We start from the raw sequence: 18,083 nt of genomic DNA, 5'->3' as shown, positions 1-18,083 counted from the left end.
CCGCCCCGCCCAATAGGAGCACTCTGAGTAGTGAGGCGGTCACCGGGAGGTGGGCCATGGCCGGTCGAGTGCTCGAACTACGCGTGCACGGCGTGTCGAACACGCCGCCGGGCGAGCTGCTGGGCCTGCTGCCCGAGCCGGGCGGGGCGACGCCGCAGCCCTGGCTCGTCGCCGGGGACGAGGTCACCGGCTTCTACCGCCACCCCGGTTCCGACCCGGACGAACCGGTCACCGTGGAGGCGTACAGCTGGGGGCGGTTGACCTCGGGCGCGCGGACCGCGCGGGACGTCGAACGGGCACTCTGGACGATGCTGCTGCCGTTCACCCTCGCCAACGTCGCCCTGCACGCCCGGCCGGAGATTCCCGCCGACCCGGACCGGGAACGGTGGTCCGGCCGCGCCGGCATCGCCGGCTGGCTGATCCGGCTGTTCTGCCTCAGCCTGACCGGCACCCTGGTCCTCGCCGCCACCGGCATCGGGGTCGACCTGATCGGCTGGCAGTGCGTGGACCGGAGCTGCCTGCGCCGGCTGCCCGGTCCCTGGGAGTTCCTCGGCCAGGGCTGGTGGAGCCAGGACGCGCACGCGCTCGCCGTCGGACTGCTGGTGCCACTCGCCCTGATCGCCCTGGTGGGTCTGCTGAGCTGGCGCACCTACCAGTACGAGGCGGAGATGCCGGTCGGGCCGGGTGTCGTCCCGCCGGTCGGCGTGCCGATGGTCAACCCGTTGCAGGACCCCACCTTCTGGTGCGGCGAGGGACAGCTGCGCCGGGCCGCCGTGCTGCACCTCTGCACCGGCACGGTCGTCGCGGCGGCGGTGCCGCTCGGCGCGGTACTGGTCATGGACCCGCCCGGGGGACCACGGGCCGTCCTCGCCGCACTCACCGTGGTCCTGCTGGTGCTCCCGGTGGCGGTGGCCGTGGTGGCCCTCGGCCTGCCCTACCTCACCCGGCGCGGCGGACGGACCCCCCTCGGGCCGTACAGCGCCCTGGTCGTGGTCAGCACGCTGGGCGGGCTGGCCGGCACCGTCGCGCTCCTGCTCCTGCCCGACGGCCCGGCCGGCGTCCCGCTCGCCGAGCTGCGTCCCCCGCAGGGCTGCGCCGCCACACCCGGCGCACCCGGCTGCCGGGCCGACCTCTCGCTGCCCGGCTACGACGAACTGATCGGCGGCTGGGGCGTCGGGCAGCTGTTCCTCCTGGTCGCGATCGGCGCGGTGGCCCGCTCGGGACGGCGGGCGCTCGCCGCCCCGGCCGGCGCGGGGCTCGCCCTGATGGCCGGGGCCGCCTGGATCTCCGGCTGGCTGCCCGGCACGCCCGCCCCACCGGAAGGGCTCGACCCGTGGATGCTGGTGGGTCCGGCGGTCGCGGCGGCCGGGGCCGGGCTCCTCCTCCCCCGCGCCGCCCCGGCAGATCCGCCGGCAACGGAGCACAACGGGGTGGCCTGGGGCGGCCGGGGCCCGATGCTGATCGCCGGACTCGGCTGGCTGCTGGCCGTCGCGTACTGCACCGGCGCGGTCTACTGGGTCGGCAACCGGCTGAACCCCGCCGACCGGGTCGCCGTCGTCCCGCCGGTGCCGGTGACCTGGGCCGGACTGGTGTTCGGCGGCTCCCTGCTGGTCGTCCTCGGCACCGCCGTCCACGCCGGGCTGATCTTCGCCCGGCTGCGCCGGCAGGAGTACCAGCGCCTCAGCACGCCCGACCGCCGGTTCTCCGCCCACGACCTGCGCCGCTGCCGGGACGTGAGCACCTTCCGCGCCCTGCACCGGCTGGTCGGCGAACACGCGATCCCGCTCGCCGGGCGCAGTGGCGCGGCACTGCTGGTGCTGGCCGCGCTCGGCTGCGTCGCCGCGCTCTCCGGGTCACGCCCGCACGGCAGGTCGGGCAGCGGCTGGGCGGCACTGGTCGACGGGGCGGCCGGCACCGGGGACTGGCTCCTCGGCTGGCTGCCGGTGCAGGTCGCCACGCTCGGCCTGCTGGTCTACCGCAACGACACGGTCCGGCGGTCGGTCGGCGTGATCTGGGACGTCGGCACGTTCTGGCCCCGGGCCGCCCACCCGTTCGCCCCGCCCAGCTACGCCGAACGGGCCGTACCGGAGTTGCAGACCCGTACCGCCGGTCTGCTGGCCCTGCCCGGGGACGATCCGCGCCGGGTGGCGGGCATCATCCTCTCCGGACACAGCCAGGGCGCGGTGATCTGCGCGGCCGTGCTCCTGCAACTGCCGGCCCGCTGGCGGCGCCGGGTCCGGTTCTTCTCGTACGGCTGTCAGCTGACCCGGCTCTACGGGCGGGTCTTCCCGGCGTACTTCGGTCCCCACCGGTTGCCGGTGCTGGCCGAGGCGCTCACCGACCGGCACGGCCGGGCCGGCTGGACGAACTTCTGGCGGGAGACCGACCCGTTGGGCTGGCCGGTGCCCGCCGCCCACCGGCAGGTCAGCGTGCGGGACCCGGCGGGGCTGCACCCGACCGGCGGAGAGGTCGTCGACCCGCCGATCCGCAGCCACGGCGGGTACCCGGAGTGCCCGGAGTTCCTCGTCGAACGGGATCGCGTCGCCGGCCTGCTGCGCGGGGCCGTCCCGTCACCCCGGGAGGGGGTCGGCTAGCCGGAGCACCAGGTCCGCCCGGTGCGCGGTGCCGGCCACCAGGGCCGCGTTGGCCTCGTCGGACCCGCGCGCCCAGCGGTCCGCCTCGGCCGGCGACCGGCCGTACGCGACATGCCGGTCGGTGAGCCGGCGCAGCCGCAGTTCCGCGTCGAGGTCGAGGAACCAGGCGTCGTGCAGCAGGGTGCGGACCTCGTCCCACGGATCGTCGGGGAGGAGGAGGTAGTTGCCCTCGGTCACCACCAGGGTCACCCAGGGCGGCACGGCGATCGACCCGGCGACCGGCTCCTCGATGTCCCGGTGGAAGGCCGGCGCGTAGACGGTGACCGGCTCCAGCCGGTGCAGTCGGCGCAGGAGCGCCGCGTAGCCGTACGCGTCGAAGGTGTCCACCGCGCCCTTGCGGTCGGCCAGGCCGAGGCGGTGTAGTTCCGCCTGCGCCAGGTGGAAGCCGTCCATCGGCACCAACCGGGCGGTCGGGCCGACCCCGGCGACGATGCGCTCGGCGAGGGTGGACTTTCCCACACCGGGAGCGCCGGCGATGCCGAGCAGCTGTCGCGGGCCGGCGGCGGCCAGCTCCCGGGCCCGCGCGACCAGCTCGTCGACCGGGCACTCCCGAGCCGGAACCGGGTCGGGCGCGGGCTGTCCGGGCATCAGTCCAGGACCGGCTCGCTGATCGCGAACCGTGCCTCGACGGCGGCCTGTACGGTCTGCTGCTGCGGGTCGAGGTCGATTTCGGGGCTGCCACCCGCCTCGGCGACGCCGGTGAAGCCGGCCGCCCGGAACGTCATCGGCTGGGCGGCCATCCCGGAGTCGGAGAGTTCGATCAGGCCGGTCACCTGGGCGCCGAGCGCCTCGGCGTACTCCCGGGCCCGGCGCAGTGCCTCGGTGATCGCGGCCCGCCGCGCCTCCCGGTGCACCGGGCTGTCCGGCCGCAACGACCACCACGGGCCGGCGACGGAGACCTGGTCCTGGTCGGCCAGGCGGAGCATCAGTTCACCGAGGGCGGCGAAGTCGGTGACCGTGACCGTCGTGGTGACGCTGCCGTGGTAGGCGATCACCCGCTCGCCGGAGCGCTTCGACTCGGGACGGACCCGCAGCTCACCGGTTTCCCGGCGGTCCACCGCCGGACCGTGGCCGTCGAGCAGCACCCGGATCGCGGCGGCCCGCTCGGCCAGCCGGGTCAGGGTCACCTCACGGTCCTTGTCACGGGCCATCGCGGTCACCGTGAAGCGGGCGACCTCGGGCGCCACCTCCCGGTATGCCTCGCCGCGTACCGTCACCACCGGTCCGTCCACCATGTGCCCACCCTAACCGCGCGGCGGCGACCCCGCCGGCCGGTGCGCGGTGTACCGCACGCCCGCCCCGGTGGACCGGCAGTCGCCCAGGTATCCCCCGGCGGCCCCGAGGGCGAGCAGGAACCGCAGCTCACCGGCGGCTTCGTCGGCACCCGGCCGGCCCGGGGCGCCCTCTTCTCCGGCGGTCACCGGGAAGTCGTGCCGGGAGGCGGTGAACGGACGGTCGAACAGGGACGTCCGGGTGGCGCGGGCCTCCCGGTGACCGGCGGTGAGCGCGTCGGCGTCGGCATCGGCGAGCGCGGCGGCCAGCTCGTCCAGGAAGGCCCGGACGGCGGCCAGTTCCCGCAGGACGTGGTCCCGGTTGCCGAGGAGCATGTTCGCCGTCCGCTCGGGCGGGGTGCCGGCCACCCGGGTGCCGTCCCGGAAGCTCCCGGCCGCCAGGGCCAGCACGGCGTCCCGCAGCGCGGACCGGCCGGCCGCCCCGGCCAGTGCCCCGGCCAGCAGGTGCGGCACGTGCGAGGCGAGCGCCACCACCGCGTCGTGCTCGTCCGGGGCCATCGGCACCACCCGGGCCCCGAAGACGGTCACCAGCAACGTGGCGAGCCGACGGAACGCGGGCAGGCCGTCCGGGGCGGGACAGAGCACCCAGGCGGCGCCGTCGAACAGGTCCGGTACGGCCGCGCGGATGCCGGCCCGGTCGGTGCCGGCCATCGGGTGACCCGGCACGAACCGGTCGGTCAGCCCGTGCGCGGCGGCGAACCCCGCCACCGCGCCCTTGGCGCTCCCCACGTCGGTGAGGACGCAGTCGTCACCGGTCGCCCCGGCGACGGTGCGCAACGTCTCCGGCAGGGTGGGCAGCGGGCCGCAGAGGAAGACCACCGTGCGGTCGCCCACCGCGCCGGTCAGCTCGTCGGGGCAGGTCACGCCGGCGTCGCGGACCACCTGCCGGGTCGCCGGGTCGGGATCCCAGCCGGTGACGTCGAGACCGGCCCGGTGCAGCCCGAGCAGGATCGACCCACCGATCAGACCGGTGCCGACCACCGCGACCCGGGGCCGCGCGCCGGGGCTTGCCACCATCTGCGTACCTCGGGTTCCGCTCGGTGCGGGTCCTGGCTGACCCGGCCGAGGATATCGGCCGGCCACGGTGCCGGACCAGGCCACGGTGCCGGACCAGGCTCGGTGCCGGACCAGGCTCGGTGCCGGACCAGGCTCGGTGCCGGACCAGGCTCGGTGCCGGACCAGGCTCGGTGCCGGACCCGACCACGGGTGCCGGACCCCCGCTCGGCGCCGCCGGGCGACCGGGGTGGCCCGACCGGCGGTATCCGGCCCTACGCCTGGGCGAGCCGGCCGGGAACGGCGGCGACCTGTGCGTCGGAGGCGGTGAACGCGATCCGGACGTGGTGACTGCCGGCGGGCCCGTAGAGCGCCCCCGCGGCGGCCAGGATGCCCCGGCGGGCCAGCCAGTCGACGGTCTGCCAGCACTCCTCCCCACCCCGGCTGAGCCAGAGGTAGAGACCCGCCTCGGAGTGTTCGACGGTGAACCCCGCCCCGGTGAACGCGGCGAGCAGCGCCTCCCGCCGGGCGCGGTAGCGTTCCCGCTGCTCGTCGGCGTGCCGGTCGTCGGTCAGCGCGGCCACCATCGCCGCCTGCACCGGTGCCGGCACGATCATGCCGGCGTGCTTCCGGACCTTGAGCAGCTCGGCGACCAGGGCCGGGTCCCCGGCGACCAGCCCGGCCCGGTACCCGGCGAGGTTCGACCGCTTGGAGAGCGAGTGCACGGCGAGGACGCCCTCGTGGGAGCCCCCGCAGACCTCGGGCGAGAGCACCGACACCGGCTCGGCGTCGGCGGACCAGCCGAGCGGCAGGTAGCACTCGTCGCTGGCCACCACCGCGCCCCGCTCACGCGCCCACTCGACCACCTTGCGCAGGTGCGCGGCGGGCAGCACCCGACCGGTCGGGTTGGCCGGCGAGTTCACCCAGACGAGGCGGACCCGCGAGGTCGGCCCGACCGCGGTCAGGGAGTCGGTCCGTACCTCGGTCGCACCGGCCAGCCGGACGCCGTCGGAGTAGGTGGGGTAACAGACCGACGGCACCACGACGACGTCACCCGGGCCGATGCCGAGCAGGGTCGGCAGCCAGGCGACCAGTTCCTTGGAACCGATCGTCGGCAGCACACCGAACCCGTCGGCTGCCCGGCAGGTGCGCCCCACCCAGGCCGCGATGGCGGCGCGCAGGGCGGGCGTACCCGCGGTGAGCGGGTATCCGGGCGCGTCGGACGCGTCCGCCAGGGCCCGACGGATCACCTCGGGCACCGGGTCGACCGGGGTGCCGATGGAGAGGTTGATCATCCCATCCGGATGCGCCGCGGCCAGGGTGGCCGCGGCGTCCAGGGTGTCCCAGGTGAACTCGGGCAGCCGCGACGAGACCGGCGCGGGCCGGTTCAGTGGCCCTCTCCGCGCGGCGGCTGGGCGGCCACGAACGGGGTGTCCTTCTCGATCTTGCCGATCTTGGAGGCACCGCCCGGGGAACCGAGGTCCTCGAAGAACTCGTAGTTCGCCGAGGTGTAGTCCTTCCAGTTCTCCGGGACGTCGTCCTCGTAGAAGATCGCCTCGACCGGGCAGACCGGCTCACAGGCACCGCAGTCGACACACTCGTCGGGGTGGATGTAGAGCATTCGGTTGCCCTCGTAGATGCAGTCGACCGGGCACTCCTCGATGCATGCCTTGTCGAGTACATCCACGCACGGTTCGGCGATGATGTAGGTCACCGGTCTTCTCCTCCGCAAGACGCGTCGCGATCCGCCGCGACGGTAAGAGCCTAGTATCTCGCCGGGGAGGAGGTCGATCGTGCTCCGACAGCAGGATGTGGGACATCGGATCGTGGTCCGTCGGATTGTGGGGATTCGTGAGGGCCGCCCGCTCTTCTCCGACGCGCTCGGCGAATTGGTCGAATTGAATGAGACCCACATCACTCTGGCGACCGACCAGGGGCGGGTCCAGGTTCCCCGCGACGAGGTGCACCGGGCGAAACGGGTACCGGCGGCCCGCCGGCCGACCGCAGCCGCGGTGATCGCCCTGGAACTCGCCGCCGACCAGGCGTGGCCCGCCCCGGTGCGCGGACGCCTCGGCGACTGGCTGCTGCGCAGCGCCGAGGGCTGGACCGGACGCGCCAACACGGCACTGCCGGTCGGCGACCCGGACCGGCCGTTGCCGGCCGCCGTCGACGCCGTCGAGCGCTGGTACGCCGACCAGGGACAGCCCGCGATGGTCAACACCCCGCTGCCGCTGGCCACCCCGGTGGGGGCGGAGCTGGACGCCCGCGGCTGGACGGCCCGACCGCTCACGCTGGTGCAGACCGTGCCCCTGGACCGGCTGCTCGCCCGGCTCCCGGTCGCCGCCCCCGGAACGGAGCTGGCGACCGCCCCGTCGGCGGAGTGGCTCGCGGTCGCCGCCGGGCGCAAGGGCGGCCTCCCCGACGCCGCGCGCCACGTGCTCACCGCCGTGGACCGGCTCCGCTTCGCCCACCTGCACGTCGACGGCACGCTGGCCGCGGTCGCCCGGGGGACGGTCACCGGGGAGGGCCGCTGGCTGGGCCTGAGCATGATCGAGGTGGTGCCCGGATTCCGGGGCCGGGGGCTGGCCCGGCGGGTGCTCCGGGCGCTCGCCGACTGGGGCGCCGACTCGGGCGCGACGGACGTCTTCCTCCAGGTGGAGCAACGCAACACCCCGGCCGTCACCCTCTACCGGAGCCTCGGCTTCACCACCCACCACACCTACCTGACCCGGGTCGCCCCCGCCTGACGCTGCCCGCGCCGCCCCCGGTCAGTGGCGGGCCGGCCGGCGCGGCTTGGCGCTCTTCACCTCGGCGTACCGCTTGAGCAGCTGGGACTGGTGGTCGACGCCGAGCGCCGTGGCGATCAGGTAGCCGGTCAACACGCCGGCCCCGGTGGCCAGCAGGTAGAGCCCGAGCTGGGCGAAGAAGGTGACGCCACCACCGGCGAACGGGTTGTTGCCGACGAGCAACGGGCCGACCAGGACGGTCGCCAGCATCGCGATCCCGACAGCGGTGGCGAGGTCGCCACCCCAGCGGGCCACCGCGCTGCGCCGGGCCCACCGGAAGGTGACGGTCGCCAGGACCGCCCCGATCACCAGGAACATGGCCAGCGAGACCCGGTCGGCGGCGACCGGATCCTCGTCGAAGGCGAACCGGGTCACCAGCCGGGCGACCACGTTCACCGCGAACAGCGCGCCCGCCAGCACGCCGACCGACCGCCACCGGTTCCTCATGCACGTCTCCCGCCGTACCGCCCGCCCTGGCGGCGGGCTTCCTGGCAGGAATATCTACCACCCGGGCGGGGGCGGCGTCACGTCTCCGTCCGGGTCGGCGGGGCCAGCATCAGCCGGAACCCCAGCACGGCGAACGTCATCGCGCCCGCCACGATCATCGCCAGACCGACCCAGTTGTCCCCGGAGAGGAGCACGTCCCCCTCGTCCGTGCGACCCGCCGCCACGACCATCATCGTGAACCAGGGCACCGCCGGCAGCACGACCGCCCAACGCCGTCCCACGGTGGCGTGGGCGAACCACCCCAGCACGAGGTTCGCCACGATCACCACCGGCACCGACACGCCGATCAGGTACCCGCCCACCCGGACCCCGGCGAGCACCAGCTCCACCACCGCGGTCAGCACGCCACCGAAGACGGCGAGCGCACCGCCGGCCACCCGGAGCACCAGGTCGAGCACCCGCAGCGCCGGTCCGGGCGACGACGGCGGCTCGACCTGCTCCGGCTCCGGGGTGACCGACATCGACGCGGCGGACAGGGTCACCGGAGACCGGCCGACGCGGCGGCGTCCTGCGGTGTCGTCGTGTCCAGTCCGGCGAAGAGGTCGTCCTCCCAGCCGTACGGGCCGTTGCCCGGCCCCTTCTCGCCGACGGCGAGGAAGAAGTACTCCACGCCCATGAACTCGCTGCCGAAGTTGCCGGCGATGGAGTACAGCCAGGAGTTCTCCGGGATCTGGGTGGCGTGCGCCCGCATGGCCGCCTCCTTGGCGGCGTGCTGGTCGGTGGCGTCGATCCGCGCCGCGATGTCCTTGTCGGGGGTGCCGAAGGGCAGCTCGGAGAGGTCGGTGACGTCGGCGAAGGGGTTGTCCGAGGAGTCGGCGAAATGGGTCAGACCGGCTTCCAGCACGCTGATCGGCATCGCCGTCCAGTAGACCTTGGCGGGGGCGAGCCCCTCGGCCCGGGCCAGCTCCACGGCGCGCATCGCCACCCGGTGCGCCTGGATGTGGTCGGGGTGCCCGTAGAAGCCGTTCTCGTCGTAGGTGACGAGGATCTGGGGGCGTACCTCCCGGATGACCTCCACCAGGTACCCGGCGGCCTCGTCCAGGTCGGCCTGCCAGAAGGCGCGGGGGTGCTCGTTGGTGGCCAGCCCCATCATGCCGGAGTCACGGTAGCGGCCCGCGCCGCCGAGGAAACGGTGGTCGGTGACGCCGAGCGCCGCGCAGGCGGCGGAGAGTTCCGCGATCCGGTACCCGCCGAGCTGGTCGGCCTCGGCGGCGGCGAGCCCGGCCAACTCCGGCACGTGGATCTCGCCCTCCTCACCGAGGGTGCAGGTCACCAGCGTGACGTGGGCACCGGTCGCGGCGTAGTGCGCCATCGTCGACCCGGTGCCGATCGACTCGTCGTCGGGGTGGGCGTGCACCAGCAGGAGCCGGCGGTCGGGCAGCGTCGTCACGCCGGTCACTCTAGCCGTCGCGGCGGTCGCCGTCGGCTCCGACGCGTACCGGACGGGTCGGCGACGGCTCCTCACCCGCAGGTCGGCGGCGGGCCCCCGCCCGCAGGTCGTGGCGGCTCCGCTGCGGCGGGTCGGCGTCGACTCCGACGGGTCCGAGCAGGTCGGCCACATCGCCTCCGGGACGCCTCTACGATCGGCCGTGTGGACTATCCGGAGCTGGCCGCCCGTACCCGACGGTTCAGTCGCGGGGCGCCGCGCGCCGTCACCGTGGCCGACGACGGATCGCGGGTGGTCTTCCTGCGCTCGGGCGGCCCGCAGGACCCGGTCGACGCGCTCTGGCTGCTCGACGTCGCCTCCGGCGAGGAGCGGCTGGTGGCCGAGCCGGTCGCGCTGCTCGGTGACGACGCCGCCGACGATCTGCCGCCGGCGGAACGGGCGCTGCGCGAACGGCTGCGGCTGAGCACCGGGGGCATCGGTTCGTACGCGACCGACCCGGCCGCCCGGGTGGCCGTGTTCTCCCTCGCCGGCCGGCTGTTCCGGGCCGACCTGGTGCACGGCGACGTGGTCGAGGTGACCACCGCCGGGCCGGCGATCGACCCACGCCCGGATCCGACGGGGCAGCGGCTGGCGTACGTCTCCGACGTCGGGGCCGCCACCCGCCGGGGCGAGCTGCGGGTGATCGAGCCGGACGGGACGGACACCATGCTGGCCGGTGAGGACTCCGGGGTGACCTGGGGGCTGGCCGAGCACGTCGCCGCCGAGGAGTTCCACCGGTTCCGGGGGTACTGGTGGGCACCGGACGGCCGCTCCATCCTGGCCGCGCGGGTCGACGAGTCCCGGTTGACCCGCTGGCACCTGCACGACCCGGCCGACCCGGCGTACCCGCCGACGACCGTCGCGTACCCGGTGGCCGGTGGCCCGAACGCGGAGGTGAGCCTGCACCTGCTCGACCTCGACGACGGCTGGGTCGACGTGCACTGGGACCGGGAGACCTACCCGTACCTGGCCGCGGTCGACTGGGTCGAGGGTGGACCACTGATCACCGTGTTGCGCCGGTCGCAGCAGCACGGCCTGGTGCTGGCGATCGACCCGCGCACCGGGGAGACGCAGGTGCACGCCGAACTGGCCGACCCGCGCTGGGTGGACCCGGTCCCGGGCACCCCCGCGCACCTGCCGGACGGCCGGGTGCTGGTCGGCGGCGAACTCGCCCACGACGGGTACGACGCCCGGTGCCTCTTCGCCGACGGCACCCTGCTCACCCCGCCCTCGCTCTACGTCCGCCGGGTGGTCGGCCGGCTCACCGCCGGCAGCGCCCCGGCCGACCTGGTGGTCGAGGCGAGCGACGGCGAACCGAGCCAGCGGCACCTGTTCCGGGTCCGGACGGTGATCGGCGGCGGGGTGGACGCCCGCCGGCTGACCCAGGACGAGGGGTGGCACACCGCCGCCGTCGGCGGGGACGTGCTGGTGGTCGGGTACGCCTCGCTGGACCATCCGGGGGTGCGCTGGTCGGTGCGCCGGGGCGACGAGGAAATCGCCACGTTGCACTCGCACGCCGCCCATCCGCCGTACGCGCCCCGGCCGGCCCTGGAACGGGTGACCGACCGGCAGCTGCCCGCCGCGGTCCTCTACCCGGCCAACCACGTCGCCGGACGGCGACTGCCGGTGCTGCTGGACGTCTACGGCGGCCCGGGGCATCAGGAGGTGGTGGCCGCCCGGGGGGCCTGGCTGGAACGGCAGTGGTGGGCGGACGCGGGCTTCGCGGTGGTCACCGTGGACAACCGGGGAACGCCGGGCGTCTCGCCCTCGTTCGAGAAGGTGATCCACCGGCGGGTGGCGGACGTGGTCCTCGCCGACCAGCTCGACGCGCTGACCGCGTTGGCCGGCAAACACCCCGATCTCGATCTGGGGCGGGTCGCCGTGCGCGGCTGGTCGTTCGGGGGCTGGCTCGCGGCGTTGGCGGTGCTGCGGCACCCGGAGCGGTTCCGCTGCGGCATCGCCGGGGCACCGGTGACCGACTGGGCGCTCTACGACACCGCGTACGCCGAGCGGTACCTCGGCCCGCCGGACGAGGGGACGGACGTCTACAGCCACCACAACCTGGTCGAGCTGGCCGCCGAGCCGACCCTCCGGGCCGACGACCGGCGGCCGTTGCTGCTGGTGCACGGGCTGGCGGACGACAACGTGGTGGCCGCGCACACGCTGCGCCTCTCGGCGGCGCTGTTGGCCACCGGCCGGCCGCACGCGGTGCTGCCGTTGACCGGGGCGACCCACATGGCGGCCGGCGGCACCGCCGAACGGCTGCTCCGGCTGGAACTGGACTTCCTCCGTACCCACCTGTGAGCAGGGGTCCCCTGCTCGGCGGAAAGCGCGAACAGGGGACCCCCGCTACCACCCCGGTGGGGGTCGGTAGGTCACTGCTTGACGTGCACGTTCACCAGCGACGGGTAGCCGAAGATGCTGGAGATGAAGACACCGCCGGCCTTGGAGCCGTGGACGTAGAAGCCGTTCTCCACGAACAGCGGCACGGCCGGCGCCAGCTCCTTCATGATCCGCTCGTCCAGCTTGGCCCACTCCGAGCCCTGCTCGGCCACGGGCATCGCGAGCACCCGGTCGAACTCAGCGTTGATCGCGTCGTTGTTGACGTACGACGTGTTGCTGTTGTTCTCGGCCTTGATGGTGCGACCGTCGAAGAGCACCGGCAGGATCGCCGCGCCGCTCGGCCAGTCGGCGGCCCACTGGTCGATCCAGATGTCCCACGGGTTGCCCTTCTTGCCGACCTCGTCGAGCTTGGCGTCGGTCGGGATGGTCTTCACCGTGATCTTGAAGCCGGCCTTCTCCAGGTTGCCCTTGAGCTGGGTGGCCAGTTCGGTGGAGTCGTCGCTGATGCCGAGCACCAGCTCCGGGGTCTTGCCGGCGAGCAGTTCCTTGGCCTTGGCCACGTCGCCGTTCGGCCCGGCCGGGTAGACGTCGTGCTTCTGGTAGCCGATCGTCGACGGCGGCAGCAGGGTGGTCACCGGGCGGGCGGACGCCTCGCCGCCGTACGCCTTGATGAAGCCGTCCCGGTCGATCGCGTGGTTGAGCGCCTGGCGGACCGAGAGGTCGGTGACCCGGCTGGTGTTGATGGTGAGCCGCCACAGGCTCGGGGTCGGGCCCTGCACGGTGCGCGGCTTGAGGGCGGCGTCGCCGGTGACCCGCGCGACCAGCGCGGCGGGCACACCGTTCCAACCCAGCGCCGCCTGGTCGTCACCGTTGTCGGCGATCACCCGGTTGGCGCCCGCCTCCGGGTCCGGACCGAAGCTCCAGACGATCCGGTCCGGGTACGCGTGCCGCACCGGGTCGGTGTTCGGGTCCCAGTGCTCGTTGCGCTCCAGCACCACCTCGACGCCGGCGGTGTGCTTGGTGATCTTGTACGGCCCGGAGGAGAAGGGCTGGTTGTCCAGGTTGACCCCGGTGTCCTTCTCCGGCTTCAGCGGAGCCGTGTAGGGCAGCGACGCGGCGAACGGCAGGTCGCAGTGCGCCTTGGCGAACTCGAAGCGCAGGGTCTTCGCGTCCGGCGCGGTCAGACCGGGCGGCAGCGAGGTCTTGTTGGCCTTGAAGTCCCACTTGGTGTCGTACTGCGGGGTGTCGGCGAGCCACTCCTGGAGGTAGGTCGGGCCGCCGGTCAGGTCGGGGTCGAAGGAGCGGGCGATGCCGTAGGCGATCTCCTTCGAGGTGATCGGGGTGCCGTCCTCGAACTTCACCCCGTCCTTGATCGTGAACTCCCAGACCTTGCAGTCGGAGTTCACGTCCTTGCCCGGCGTCTCGGCGAGGTCGCCGACCAGGGTGACCTTGCCCGAGCCGTCGTCCTTGAACGTGGTCAGGGAACGGCTGTAGAGCGGCGCGTTCATCAGACCGGCGAACGAGTAGACCCGCTGCGGGTCCATGTGCGAGATCTTGGTCTCCCGGATCACCCGGAAGGTCCCGCCCTTCGCCGCGCCCGGCACCTCGGCGGCCGGTCCCATCGACTCCTTGGGGTCGGTGGCGATCGAGCCGCTCTGCACCCGGTCGGAGTCGACGGTGCCCTCGGTGCCCTTGTTCTCGCTGCACGCCGCCATGGCCGCGAGCAGTGCGAGCGCTCCGCCTGCGGCGGCTGCCCTCTTCAGGCGCATGTCGCGCCCTCCTCCCCTGCCGGTAAGAAATCTACGAGTGGTGTAACAGAATCGATGGATACTCTTCCACGGGTGGAACGTGGTCGATGCCTGATCGCAACCGCCGCCGCAGCGGCCGTCGCGTCCGGTCACCGCAACCGCACCCGGGGGTCGATGGTCGCGTAGAGCAGGTCGACGATGACGTTCGCCAGCACGATGAAGACCGCCGAGATCAGCACCGTGGCCATGATCGTGGGCAGGTCGCCGGAGCGTACGGCGTCGATCGCGGTCCGCCCGAGCCCCTGGATGCCGAAGGTCGTCTCGGTGATCACCGTGCCGCCCAGCGCCGCACCGACGTCCAGCCCGGCGATGGTCACCACCGGGGTGATCGCCGCGCGCAGCGCGTGCCGCCCGTACACGGTGCGTTTCGGCAGGCCCTTGGCCCGCGCGGTGCGGACGAAGTCCTCGGAGAGCGTCTCCAGCATCTGGGCCCGGGAGAGCCGGGCGTAGATCGCGGAGAAGAGGAAGGCCAGCGACACCCAGGCGAGCACCAGCCCGCTGGCCCACTTCAGGGGATCGTCGAATATCGACGTGTACCCCGGCACCGGGGTTATCCGCAACTGGTACGTGAAGATCAGCAGCAGCACCGCGCCGACGAAGTAGAGCTGGAACGACGCGCCGGCCAGCGAGAAGCCGATCGCCACCTTGTCCAGCCAGGTGCCCCGGCGCAGCGCGGAGACCATGCCCAGGCCGACCCCGACCACCAGCCAGAGGATCGCCGCCGGGAACACGATGCTCAGCGTCACCGGCAGCACCCGGGTCAGGGTGTCGGTGACCGCCTCGTTGTTCACGTACGACCAGCCGAGGCACGGGGCGTCGCACCGGCCGCCCTGGGAGCTGCCCAGGTCCCGCCCGGCGACGATGCCCTTCATGTAGTTCGCGTACTGCTGCACCAGCGGGTCGTTGAGGCCCAGCTCGTCGCGGACCCGTTCGAGCCGTTCGGCGTTGCAGTTCTTCGGGCACATGCCGCTGACCGGGTCCCGGGGCAGCGCGAAGAACATCAGGAAGCTGAGCACGCTCACCGCGAAGAGGGTGAGGACGGCGCTGAGCAACCGCCGAACCAGGAATCGCGTCATGAGAATCAGGCCCCCTACCGGGACGACTTCGGGTCGAGCGCGTCGCGCAGCGAGTCACCGAACAGGTTGAACGCGAGCACCAGCGCGAAGATCGTGATGCCCGGGAAGAAGACGTAGGCCGGGTCGGTCTGGAGGTACGGGATGCTCTGGAAGATCATCCGACCGAAGTCGGCGGTGGGTTCGAGGATGCCGATGCCGAGGAACGACAGCGCCGCCTCGCCGGTGATGTACTGCGGCACGGCCAGCGAGAACGCCACCAGGATCGGCGCCCAGAGGTTCGGCAGGAGCTGCCGGAACATGATGTGCCCCAGTCCCGCGCCGCTGGCCCGGGCCGCCTCCACGAACTCCCGCTCACGCAGCGAGATCACCTGACCCCGGACCAGCCGGGCGGTGCTCGTCCAGCTGAACGCGGCGAAGACGCCGATCAGCACGGCCACCTGGAACCAGGCCGGCACCTCCTCGCGCGCCCCGTAGAAGCGCAGCGCCACGGTCGGCACCACGGCCAGCGCGAAGATCAGGAACGGCAGGGCCAGCGCCACGTCGGTGATCCAGCTGATCACCGTGTCGACCATCCCGCCCAGGTAACCGGCGAGGATGCCGGTGATCACGCCGATCACCGTGGTCACCACCGCGGCGGCGAACGCGATGAACAGCGAGGTGCGCAGCCCGTACACCATCCGGATGAAGATGTCCCGGCCGAGCCGGGGCTCCAGCCCGAACCAGTGGTCGCCGCTGACCCCGCCGACGTAGCCCAGCGGCATGCCGTTGCCGTCCAGCAGCTCCTGGAACTGCTCGTTCGGGCCGACGCCGTACAGCCTGGCGATCAACGGGGCGGCGAGCGCGATCGCCATCAGCACGATCAGCACCACCGCGCTGACCACCGCCGTGCGGTCGCGGCGCAGCCGCGCCCAGGCGAGCTGGCCGGGGGACCGACCGACGACCTCGCGCTTCGCGCCGCCGTCGCCGTCGGTCGCCGGGGCGATCTCCGCCCGGACCTCGCCCTCCACCGGGGACAGGCTCATCGCGACACCTCATTCGGTACGGCCACCACGTCACCGGTCGACGCCAGCGGCCCGGTCTCGGGGTAGTGGCAGGCGGTGGCCTGCCGGCCGCCCTCCCTCGGTTCGAGGGCGGGGGTCTCCGTGGCGCACCGGTCGGTCGCCTTCCAGCAGCGGGTCCGGAACCGGCAGCCCGACGGCGGGTCCAGCGGCGTGGGGACGTCCCCGACGAGCCGGATCCGCCCCTCCGCCCCCCGGCCGGACACGTCCGGCACCGCCGACAGCAACGCCCGGGTGTACGGGTGCTGCGGGCGCTGGTAGATGTCGTTCCGGTCGCCGATCTCCACGATCGTGCCCAGGTACATCACCGCGACCCGCTGGCTGAAGTGCCGCACCACCGCCAGGTCGTGAGCGATGAACACGAACGCCAGCCCCAGGTCGCGTTGCAGCCGGCGCAGCAGGTTCACCACCTGCGCCTGGATCGAGACGTCCAGCGCCGAGACCGGTTCGTCGGCCACGATCAGCTTCGGCTCCAGGGCGAGCGCGCGGGCGATGCCGATGCGCTGCCGCTGGCCGCCGGAGAACTCGTGCGGGTACCGGTTGTAGTGCTCCGGGTTCAACCCGACCAGCTCCAGCAGCTCCCGCACCCGGTTCCGGACGCCGCCGGGCGGGTCGATCCCGTTGACCTCCAGCGGCATCGCCACGATCCGCCCCACCGTGTGCCGGGGGTTCAACGACGCGTACGGGTCCTGGAAGATGATCTGTAGGTCCTGCCGCAGCCGGCGCAGCTCCCGGCCCCGGGCCCGGGTGATCTCCCGGCCGGCGAAGGTGACGCTGCCGGCGGTGGGCTCCATCAGGCGCACCAGCATCCGGCCGGTGGTGGTCTTGCCGCAGCCGGACTCCCCCACCAGGCCCACGGTCTGACCCGCCTCGACGTCGAAGTCCACGCCGTCGACCGCCCGCACCAGCCCCGAGCGGCGCAGTCCCTCCCGCACCGGGAAGTGCTTGGTCAGCCCACGCACGCGCAGCAGCGGCTCCACCGGGCCGGTCGTCGGGGCGCTCACCGGGCCACCCCCACCCGCTCGGCCTCGTCGGCCCAGATCCGCGCCCGCTCGGTCGCCGACAGGTGGCACGCCACCCGGTGCCCCGAGTCGTCCACCGGCACCAGCTCCGGCACCTGCGTCCGGGACCGGCCGTCGGTCCGGTCCGCCCAGCGGCACCGGGGATGGAAGGCACACCCGGGCGGCAGGTCGATCAGGCTGGGCGGGTTGCCGGCGATCGGTCGCAGGTCCGCGTCGGCGTCCCCGTGCAACGACGGCACGCTGCCGAGCAGCCCCCAGGTGTACGGGTGCGCCGGTGACCGGAGCACCTCGCTCATGCTGCCGTACTCCACCGCCCGGCCCCCGTACATCACCAGCACCTCGTCCGCCACCTGACTGACCACGCCGAGATCGTGGGTGATCAACACGATCGCCGAGCCGAACTCCTGCTGGAGATCGGCCAGCAGGTCCAGGATCTGCGCCTGCACCGTCACGTCCAGGGCCGTGGTCGGCTCGTCCGCGATCAGCAGCTGCGGGTCGTTGACCAGGGCCATCGCGATCATGGCCCGTTGCCGCATGCCGCCGGAGAACTCGTGCGGGTACTGCTCGGCCCGTCGCCCCGGCTGGGGGATCCCCACCCGGTCCAGCATCTCCACCGCCCGGGTCCACGCCGCACGGCGTCCCGCCTTCGGATGGTGCACCCGGTACGCCTCCGCGATCTGCCGGCCGACCGGGTAGAACGGGTGCAGCGCCGACAGCGGGTCCTGGAAGATCATCGCGACGTCCCGGCCGCGCAGCCGGCGGGCCTCCGCCTCGGGCAGCCCCACCACCTGCCGCCCACCCACCTCGATCTCCCCGGAGACGGTGGTCCGGCGCGGGTCGTGCAGGCCCAGGACGGCCAGCGACGTCACGCTCTTGCCCGAGCCGGACTCGCCCACGATGCCCAGGGTCCGACCGCGTTCCACCGCGAACGACACCCCGTCGACCGCCCGCACCACGCCGTCCTCGGTGTCGAAGCGCACCCGCAGGTCGGTGACCCGCAGGTAAGGTCCGCTCGCGGTACGCTGCGCGGGCGCGGCACTACGGTCGCCCGGCTCCTCGGCCGGCATCGACTCGGGTCTCTTCACGGCCGACCGCCCCCCTGGTTGACGAAGAGAACT

Annotated in this window: 16 protein-coding genes; 3 read left to right on the top strand and 13 right to left on the bottom strand. The window is 73.5% G+C overall.

Translation table 11 applies throughout. The features are described 5' to 3' along the window. Nucleotides 1–56: 56 nt before the first annotated feature. A complete protein-coding gene (locus tag AB0F58_RS09505) occupies nucleotides 57–2,594 on the top strand; it encodes a hypothetical protein (protein WP_357140280.1) in 2,538 nt (845 codons plus the stop codon). Here AB0F58_RS09505 and AB0F58_RS09500 read toward each other — a convergent pair. From AB0F58_RS09500 to fdxA, 5 genes are all read right to left on the bottom strand, one after another. Further along, nucleotides 2,571–3,242: a nucleoside/nucleotide kinase family protein gene (locus tag AB0F58_RS09500; RefSeq protein WP_357140279.1), complete on the bottom strand. Its 672-nt coding sequence runs from the start codon at nucleotides 3,240–3,242 to the stop codon at nucleotides 2,571–2,573. The genes AB0F58_RS09505 and AB0F58_RS09500 overlap by 24 nt on opposite strands. Then, nucleotides 3,242–3,889: an SIMPL domain-containing protein gene (locus tag AB0F58_RS09495; RefSeq protein WP_357140277.1), complete on the bottom strand. Its 648-nt coding sequence runs from the start codon at nucleotides 3,887–3,889 to the stop codon at nucleotides 3,242–3,244. The genes AB0F58_RS09500 and AB0F58_RS09495 overlap by 1 nt, the downstream gene beginning before the upstream one ends. 9 nt (nucleotides 3,890–3,898) lie before the next feature. Further along, entirely contained in the window at nucleotides 3,899–4,963 is a 1,065-nt protein-coding gene (locus AB0F58_RS09490) for a prephenate dehydrogenase/arogenate dehydrogenase family protein (RefSeq protein WP_357140276.1), read from the bottom strand. Between the two features lie 251 nt (nucleotides 4,964–5,214). Next, a complete protein-coding gene (dapC, locus tag AB0F58_RS09485; protein ID WP_357140471.1) occupies nucleotides 5,215–6,330 on the bottom strand; it encodes a succinyldiaminopimelate transaminase in 1,116 nt (371 codons plus the stop codon). After that, on the bottom strand, nucleotides 6,327–6,653 hold the full coding sequence (gene fdxA, locus AB0F58_RS09480; protein ID WP_176737747.1) for a ferredoxin: 327 nt from the start codon (nucleotides 6,651–6,653) through the stop codon (nucleotides 6,327–6,329). Before fdxA ends, dapC begins: the two co-directional genes overlap by 4 nt. A gap of 79 nt (nucleotides 6,654–6,732) precedes the next feature. Between fdxA and AB0F58_RS09475 the strand changes: the two genes are divergently transcribed. Then, nucleotides 6,733–7,686 (top strand): GNAT family N-acetyltransferase, encoded by a 954-nt coding sequence (locus AB0F58_RS09475; protein ID WP_357140274.1) that lies wholly within the window; start codon nucleotides 6,733–6,735, stop codon nucleotides 7,684–7,686. A gap of 21 nt (nucleotides 7,687–7,707) precedes the next feature. Here AB0F58_RS09475 and AB0F58_RS09470 read toward each other — a convergent pair whose 3' ends face one another. The 3 genes from AB0F58_RS09470 to mshB form a co-directional block, all read right to left on the bottom strand. After that, entirely contained in the window at nucleotides 7,708–8,172 is a 465-nt protein-coding gene (locus AB0F58_RS09470) for a hypothetical protein (RefSeq protein ID WP_357140271.1), read from the bottom strand. 77 nt (nucleotides 8,173–8,249) lie between these two features. Continuing rightward, nucleotides 8,250–8,693 carry a hypothetical protein gene (locus AB0F58_RS09465; protein ID WP_357140468.1) on the bottom strand — a complete coding sequence of 148 codons (444 nt, stop codon included), beginning with the start codon at nucleotides 8,691–8,693 and terminating at the stop codon, nucleotides 8,250–8,252. A 17-nt stretch (nucleotides 8,694–8,710) separates the two neighbouring features. Next, nucleotides 8,711–9,631, bottom strand: coding sequence for an N-acetyl-1-D-myo-inositol-2-amino-2-deoxy-alpha-D-glucopyranoside deacetylase (mshB, locus tag AB0F58_RS09460; RefSeq protein ID WP_357140268.1), 921 nt, complete (start codon nucleotides 9,629–9,631; stop codon nucleotides 8,711–8,713). A 192-nt stretch (nucleotides 9,632–9,823) separates the two neighbouring features. Here mshB and AB0F58_RS09455 point away from each other — a divergent pair, with 192 nt between their 5' ends. Beyond that, nucleotides 9,824–11,962, top strand: coding sequence for a prolyl oligopeptidase family serine peptidase (locus AB0F58_RS09455; protein ID WP_357140266.1), 2,139 nt, complete (start codon nucleotides 9,824–9,826; stop codon nucleotides 11,960–11,962). Nucleotides 11,963–12,033: 71 nt separating this feature from the next. Here AB0F58_RS09455 and AB0F58_RS09450 read toward each other — a convergent pair whose 3' ends face one another. From AB0F58_RS09450 to AB0F58_RS09430, 5 genes are all read right to left on the bottom strand, one after another. Beyond that, on the bottom strand, nucleotides 12,034–13,770 hold the full coding sequence (locus tag AB0F58_RS09450) for an ABC transporter substrate-binding protein (RefSeq protein ID WP_357140263.1): 1,737 nt from the start codon (nucleotides 13,768–13,770) through the stop codon (nucleotides 12,034–12,036). Between the two features lie 128 nt (nucleotides 13,771–13,898). Then, nucleotides 13,899–14,885, bottom strand: coding sequence for an ABC transporter permease (locus AB0F58_RS09445; protein WP_357140260.1), 987 nt, complete (start codon nucleotides 14,883–14,885; stop codon nucleotides 13,899–13,901). Nucleotides 14,886–14,899: 14 nt separating this feature from the next. After that, nucleotides 14,900–15,907 (bottom strand): ABC transporter permease, encoded by a 1,008-nt coding sequence (locus AB0F58_RS09440; protein WP_357140258.1) that lies wholly within the window; start codon nucleotides 15,905–15,907, stop codon nucleotides 14,900–14,902. Continuing rightward, complete coding sequence (locus tag AB0F58_RS09435; RefSeq protein ID WP_357140256.1) at nucleotides 15,904–16,947, bottom strand: dipeptide ABC transporter ATP-binding protein; 1,044 nt, start codon at nucleotides 16,945–16,947, stop codon at nucleotides 15,904–15,906. Before AB0F58_RS09435 ends, AB0F58_RS09440 begins: the two co-directional genes overlap by 4 nt. Next, nucleotides 16,944–18,050: an ABC transporter ATP-binding protein gene (locus AB0F58_RS09430; protein WP_357140253.1), complete on the bottom strand. Its 1,107-nt coding sequence runs from the start codon at nucleotides 18,048–18,050 to the stop codon at nucleotides 16,944–16,946. The genes AB0F58_RS09435 and AB0F58_RS09430 overlap by 4 nt, the downstream gene beginning before the upstream one ends. Between the last annotated feature and the right edge of the window lie 33 nt (nucleotides 18,051–18,083).

The sequence above is a fragment of the Micromonospora sp. NPDC023956 genome (genome assembly GCF_040639195.1).
GTDB lineage: Bacteria > Actinomycetota > Actinomycetes > Mycobacteriales > Micromonosporaceae > Micromonospora.
Note: the sequence above shows the minus strand (reverse complement) of the source record. Positions and strands in the feature narration are given on the sequence as shown.

Coding starts and splice junctions, on each gene's coding strand:
- AB0F58_RS09470 (WP_357140271.1), bottom strand. CDS start 8,172: ATGAGGAACCGGTGGCGGTCGGTCGGCGTGCTGGCGGGCGCGCTGTTC.
- AB0F58_RS09495 (WP_357140277.1), bottom strand. CDS start 3,889: ATGGTGGACGGACCGGTGGTGACGGTACGCGGCGAGGCATACCGGGAG.
- AB0F58_RS09505 (WP_357140280.1), top strand. CDS start 57: ATGGCCGGTCGAGTGCTCGAACTACGCGTGCACGGCGTGTCGAACACG.
- AB0F58_RS09465 (WP_357140468.1), bottom strand. CDS start 8,693: ATGTCGGTCACCCCGGAGCCGGAGCAGGTCGAGCCGCCGTCGTCGCCC.
- AB0F58_RS09500 (WP_357140279.1), bottom strand. CDS start 3,242: ATGCCCGGACAGCCCGCGCCCGACCCGGTTCCGGCTCGGGAGTGCCCG.
- AB0F58_RS09440 (WP_357140258.1), bottom strand. CDS start 15,907: ATGAGCCTGTCCCCGGTGGAGGGCGAGGTCCGGGCGGAGATCGCCCCG.
- AB0F58_RS09490 (WP_357140276.1), bottom strand. CDS start 4,963: ATGGTGGCAAGCCCCGGCGCGCGGCCCCGGGTCGCGGTGGTCGGCACC.
- AB0F58_RS09445 (WP_357140260.1), bottom strand. CDS start 14,885: ATGACGCGATTCCTGGTTCGGCGGTTGCTCAGCGCCGTCCTCACCCTC.
- AB0F58_RS09450 (WP_357140263.1), bottom strand. CDS start 13,770: ATGCGCCTGAAGAGGGCAGCCGCCGCAGGCGGAGCGCTCGCACTGCTC.